A 4,576-nucleotide genomic window follows, 5' to 3' on the forward strand; every position below is an offset into this window, starting at 1 on the left:
ATGAAAAAAGTGTGGATGAACTGCTTAAAGTTTTGAAATTCCGTATGATGCTAGAAACAAAAAGAGAATGATTTGCCGCCATCCTGTGGCAGGCATACCTGCTTTCCGAAGCAAATTGCAACCCAAAAGGGGCAAGGAGGGTATGTAATTAAAATTTCTATATTTGCGTATAAATACGCAAGTACGGCTTTATAAAAGTACAAAATCAAGTCAAATGAGCGAGCAAACAGGTAAACAGATGAGTAAAGAGGAAAAAGATGCGCGGTTCGAGGCCGAATTATTACCCGTGCTTGACCCTCTGTACAATTTTGCCTACAGGCTTACCCTCGATGAAGATGACGCCAACGATCTAGTGCAGGAAACTTACCTGAAGGCGTACCGCTTCTTTGATTACTTTGAACAAGGAACTAATGCAAAAGCATGGCTGTTCCGAATCCTGAAGAACTCCTTCATAAACGAGTTCCGGAAAAAGAGTAAGCAGCCTGCTAAAGTAGACTACAGCGAAGTAGAAGGCTACTATAATTCAGACGACGTAGAGGGCGAGGGAGGCGTAGCCACCACAACCGACATGCGCACTGAAAGTGTGCAGGATCTGATAGGCGATGAGGTGGCCAGTGCGCTCAATGCGCTGCCGGTTGACTTCCGCACCGTGATCATACTCTGCGACCTGGAAGGATTCACCTACGAGGAAATGGCCAAGATACTGGATATCCCGATAGGTACCGTGCGCTCCAGATTGCATCGCGCCCGGAACTCTTTAAAAGAGAAGTTGGAAAAGTATGCGAAAAGCATGGGATATAATAGTTAGAAAACTAAAGAGTTTGAGTTAAGATGGAATCGAAATTTACAGAAACGCATCAGAAAGTATCTGAAGATGGCTATGAGTCAGAGTGTGACAAGATAGCCCAATTGCTGGACCTCATGATTGATGGGGAAGCATCCGGTGAAGAACAATCCTACTTTAATACTCACATCGAAGAATGCGTTCCCTGCTTCGAAAGCCATCAGAAACAAAAACTCCTCAAAGGGCTTGTATGCGGCCATCTGAAGCGCGTAATTGTGCCAGAAAGCTTAGCTTTGTCAATTAAAGCCAAAATTCAAGAAACTGTATAGCCTCCGATGCAAGGAAAGATCATCATTTTTTCGGCTCCCTCCGGGGCCGGCAAGACTACTATTGTAAAGCACCTGTTACAGGTTAACCCGAACCTGGCCTTTTCCATATCGGCCTGCACCCGCGATAAGCGCGGCCGCTCTGAGGAAAACGGAAAAGATTACTACTTCATAACACCGGAGGAATTCAAGAATAAGATCGAGAATGATGAGTTTGTGGAGTGGGAAGAAGTATACGAAGGGGCCTTTTACGGCACCATGAAATCAGAAATTGAGCGCATCTGGAAAAGCGGCAAGCACGTCATTCTGGATGTGGACGTAAAAGGGGGATTAAGTATAAAGCATTTTTACAAAGAAAGAGCACTGGCCGTATTTGTCAAGCCCCCTTCTGTAGAGGAACTGGCCAAGCGCCTGCAGGCCCGCAACACCGACTCCGCATCCAGCATTTCCAGCCGGGTATTCAAGGCCGAATTCGAACTTAAGTTTGAAGATCAGTTTGATAAGGTGATCGTCAACGACAACCTGACCGAAGCCTGTGCCAAAGCCGAAAAGCTGGTGGAAGAGTTCCTCAACGCCGAACACGCGATCGTATGAAGGTAGGGCTGCTGTTTGGCTCCTTTAACCCTATACATGTCGGGCACCTGATCCTGGCCAATTTTATGGCCAACAACACGGACCTCGATACGGTATGGCTGGTGGTGTCGCCGCAGAATCCTTTTAAACCCAGCAACACGCTGCTGCACGAGTTCGACCGCCTGCACATGGTGTCGCTGGCCGTGGCCGATAACCCGAGATTGGGCGTTTCGAACATCGAGTTCAACATGCCCCGGCCGAGCTATACGATCGATACCCTCACATACCTGCAGGAGAAGTATCCGAGCTATGAGTTTGTGCTCATCATGGGGGAGGACAACCTGCCGTTATTCCCGAAATGGAAAAACGCGGACAAGATACTGGAATACCACCGGGTATACGTCTACCCGCGTTCCGGTTCTGTCACCACCGAGCTGCCGCCTATGCCGAATGTCACCTTCATCAAAGCGCCCGTACTTGATATCTCTGCCACGTTTATCAGGCAGTGCATCAAAGAAGAAAAGTCTATCCAGTACATGGTGCCGGATGATGTCGCTGCTTATATAAAGGTGCACAAGCTATACCTGTAGTACAACAGGACACAAGACACAGGACGTAAGACACAAGATTTACCTTAAAAAAGAAGAGCCCTACAGCAATGTAGGGCTCTTCTTTTTTGTTTTCAGAAGGAAAGCAAGGGCTTACGTCCTGTGTCTGATAGCTTGTGCCTAAAGATCACACAGTCATGATTTCGGCTTCTTTTTTGGCCAGCAGCTCATCAACTTTTACGATATAGCTGTCTGTCATCTTCTGCACTTTCGTTTCAGCGTCGCGCACGGCGTCTTCCGAGGTGCCTTCTTTCTGCAGTTTTCTAAGTGAGTCGTTCACATCCTTGCGGATGTTTCGGATGCTGATCTTGCCACCTTCTGTCTCGTTTTTCACCTGCTTCACCAGGTCGCGGCGGCGCTCCTCGGTCAGTGGCGGAATGTTGAGGCGTATGCCGTCTGCTTCTACCAGCGGGTTGAGGTTCAGGTCGCTGTTTTTGATGGCTTTGCCAATTTCACCTACCATGTTCTTCTCCCATGGTTTGATCATGAGGGTGCGGGCATCCGGAGTGGTTACGTTGGCTACCTGAGAGATCGGTGTCGGGGTGCCATAGTAATCTACGCGCAGGTCCTCTACCATAGCAGGCGAGGCTTTGCCCGCTCTGATTTTAAGCAATTCAGCATTGGTGTGCTGCAACGCTTTCTGCATAGACTCCTCGGCTTCGCTGAGGTAAAACTGAATTTCTTCCGTCATATCAATTTTAACTTAATAAGGTTCTTCTGTTGAACTATACTTGTTTGGGTTGCAAAAATACTAATTTTTATCAGTTCTGCTTGTCGCTTCTGAAGTTCGTAACTGGTCTACCGCTTCTTCAATGGACTCGGCGATGTCGTCCATACTCACCAGCGTACCTATTTTCTCGCCTTGTACTAGGCGCTTCAGGTTGCCGCCTTTGTTCATGTCAAATACGATGATCGGCAGGTCGTTCTCCTTACAGAGCGTAAAAGCAGTCATGTCCATTACGTTCAGGCCCTTTTCGAATACGTCTTTAAAAGTAATATTGGAGTAGAAAATAGCATTGGGATCTTTCTCCGGGTCAGCCGAGTAGATGCCATCTACGCGGGTACCTTTCAGTACTACATCCGCTTCAATCTCGATGGCACGCAGGCTTGCAGCCGAATCGGTGGTGAAGTATGGATTGCCGGTACCTGCCCCGAAGATCACAACGCGTCCCTTCTCGAGGTGACGCACAGCGCGTCGGCGTATGTAGGGCTCACATACCTGCTGAATGTTTAGGCCGGATAACAGGCGGGTATATACCCCCAGTTTTTCAAGTGCACTCTGCAAGGCCATGCTGTTGATCACCGTAGCCAGCATACCCATGTAGTCGCCCTGTACACGGTCCAGTCCAACTTCTTCGGCCTGCACCCCTCTGAAGATGTTGCCTCCTCCGATCACTACTGCTACCTCTACGCCCATGGCGGCGACCTCTTTAATCTCCTGCGAGTACTGCATCAGCCTTTCAGTGTCGATGCCGTACTGTTGTTCTCCCATCAGCGATTCGCCGCTTAACTTCAGCAATATTCTTTTATACTTCACGATCGTATTTTGTAATGTTAACGTTTATGGATGCTCCTGTTACGGGCGGGCAGTAGGTGCTGCCCATCCGGCAACACAAAAAAATCAAAATTGAATCAAAACCTGGTTTTTTTCTACGTTCTGTTTTACGGCTACCTTTATTTCTTTCACAATGCCATCGCCCGGTGATTTGAGGATGTTCTCCATTTTCATGGCTTCCAGTATCATGATCGGGTCCCCTTTTTTCACTTCCTGGCCCGGCTGCACTTTTATTTCCAGTATCAGACCGGGCATAGGCGCTTTCACATCATTTACTTTCTGTACATTGGCATTGCTCATACCCAACTTGTCGAGCAGCAGATCGAAACGGTCTTTGGCGCTTACTGTCTGCTTTCTGCCATTGATCTTAAAAGTGAATGTTTTAGCCTGGTAATCAGCCTCTACCACTTCAACGGTATAGGACCTGGCGTCTTTGATGATGTGGTAGGTATGGGGACCAATGGGGGAGATGTCCCAGTTGAAAGGTGTTCCGTTGAGAATAATAGCGTCTTTTTGAATATCAACCTGCCATGTTTCGTCGTTAGCGGTTTTTATCTGGAGCATCTTTATATATTCAGGTTATGGAGCTTAAAGATAATTGATTTATCAGAGTAATTTTAGAAATTGAGCTCAAAATTAAAACAATCCATCATGAATCATAGGTTTCTGAGTGTAGTGGGGCTGGCGGTGGCCATGGCATTTACGGGCGGCTGTAAGGTCAACAAAACAA

Annotated in this window: 7 protein-coding genes; 4 read left to right on the forward strand and 3 right to left on the reverse strand. The window is 47.6% G+C overall.

What is annotated here, in order from left to right; all coding sequences use genetic code 11:
• Positions 1-214: 214 nt before the first annotated feature.
• The 4 genes from OB13_RS10985 to nadD are packed head-to-tail and all read left to right on the forward strand — an operon-like array spanning position 215 to position 2,273.
• Positions 215-808 carry a sigma-70 family RNA polymerase sigma factor gene (locus OB13_RS10985; protein WP_461490212.1) on the forward strand — a complete coding sequence of 198 codons (594 nt, stop codon included), beginning with the start codon at positions 215-217 and terminating at the stop codon, positions 806-808.
• Positions 809-831: 23 nt separating this feature from the next.
• Entirely contained in the window at positions 832-1,113 is a 282-nt protein-coding gene (locus OB13_RS10990) for a zf-HC2 domain-containing protein (protein ID WP_461490213.1), read from the forward strand.
• A gap of 6 nt (positions 1,114-1,119) precedes the next feature.
• Positions 1,120-1,704: a guanylate kinase gene (gmk, locus tag OB13_RS10995; RefSeq protein ID WP_461490214.1), complete on the forward strand. Its 585-nt coding sequence runs from the start codon at positions 1,120-1,122 to the stop codon at positions 1,702-1,704.
• Complete coding sequence (gene nadD / locus OB13_RS11000) at positions 1,701-2,273, forward strand: nicotinate (nicotinamide) nucleotide adenylyltransferase (protein WP_461490215.1); 573 nt, start codon at positions 1,701-1,703, stop codon at positions 2,271-2,273. Before gmk ends, nadD begins: the two co-directional genes overlap by 4 nt.
• Positions 2,274-2,418: 145 nt before the next feature.
• Here nadD and frr read toward each other — a convergent pair whose 3' ends face one another.
• The 3 genes from frr to OB13_RS11015 form a co-directional block, all read right to left on the reverse strand.
• Complete coding sequence (gene frr, locus OB13_RS11005) at positions 2,419-2,982, reverse strand: ribosome recycling factor (RefSeq protein ID WP_461490216.1); 564 nt, start codon at positions 2,980-2,982, stop codon at positions 2,419-2,421.
• Between the two features lie 60 nt (positions 2,983-3,042).
• Positions 3,043-3,828, reverse strand: a complete 786-nt coding sequence (pyrH, locus tag OB13_RS11010) for a UMP kinase (protein ID WP_461490217.1) — start codon at positions 3,826-3,828, stop codon at positions 3,043-3,045.
• A gap of 84 nt (positions 3,829-3,912) precedes the next feature.
• Complete coding sequence (locus OB13_RS11015) at positions 3,913-4,410, reverse strand: acyl-CoA carboxylase biotin carboxyl carrier protein subunit (protein ID WP_461490218.1); 498 nt, start codon at positions 4,408-4,410, stop codon at positions 3,913-3,915.
• Positions 4,411-4,576 lie beyond the last annotated feature (166 nt).

The organism is Pontibacter sp. HJ8 (genome assembly GCF_054824225.1).

Bases quoted from the DNA above. Each gene is read 5' to 3' on its own strand.
- OB13_RS10985 (WP_461490212.1), top strand. From the start codon at position 215: ATGAGCGAGCAAACAGGTAAACAGATGAGTAAAGAGGAAAAAGATGCG.
- OB13_RS10990 (WP_461490213.1), top strand. From the start codon at position 832: ATGGAATCGAAATTTACAGAAACGCATCAGAAAGTATCTGAAGATGGC.
- gmk (WP_461490214.1), top strand. From the start codon at position 1,120: ATGCAAGGAAAGATCATCATTTTTTCGGCTCCCTCCGGGGCCGGCAAG.
- nadD (WP_461490215.1), top strand. From the start codon at position 1,701: ATGAAGGTAGGGCTGCTGTTTGGCTCCTTTAACCCTATACATGTCGGG.
- frr (WP_461490216.1), bottom strand. From the start codon at position 2,982: ATGACGGAAGAAATTCAGTTTTACCTCAGCGAAGCCGAGGAGTCTATG.
- OB13_RS11015 (WP_461490218.1), bottom strand. From the start codon at position 4,410: ATGCTCCAGATAAAAACCGCTAACGACGAAACATGGCAGGTTGATATT.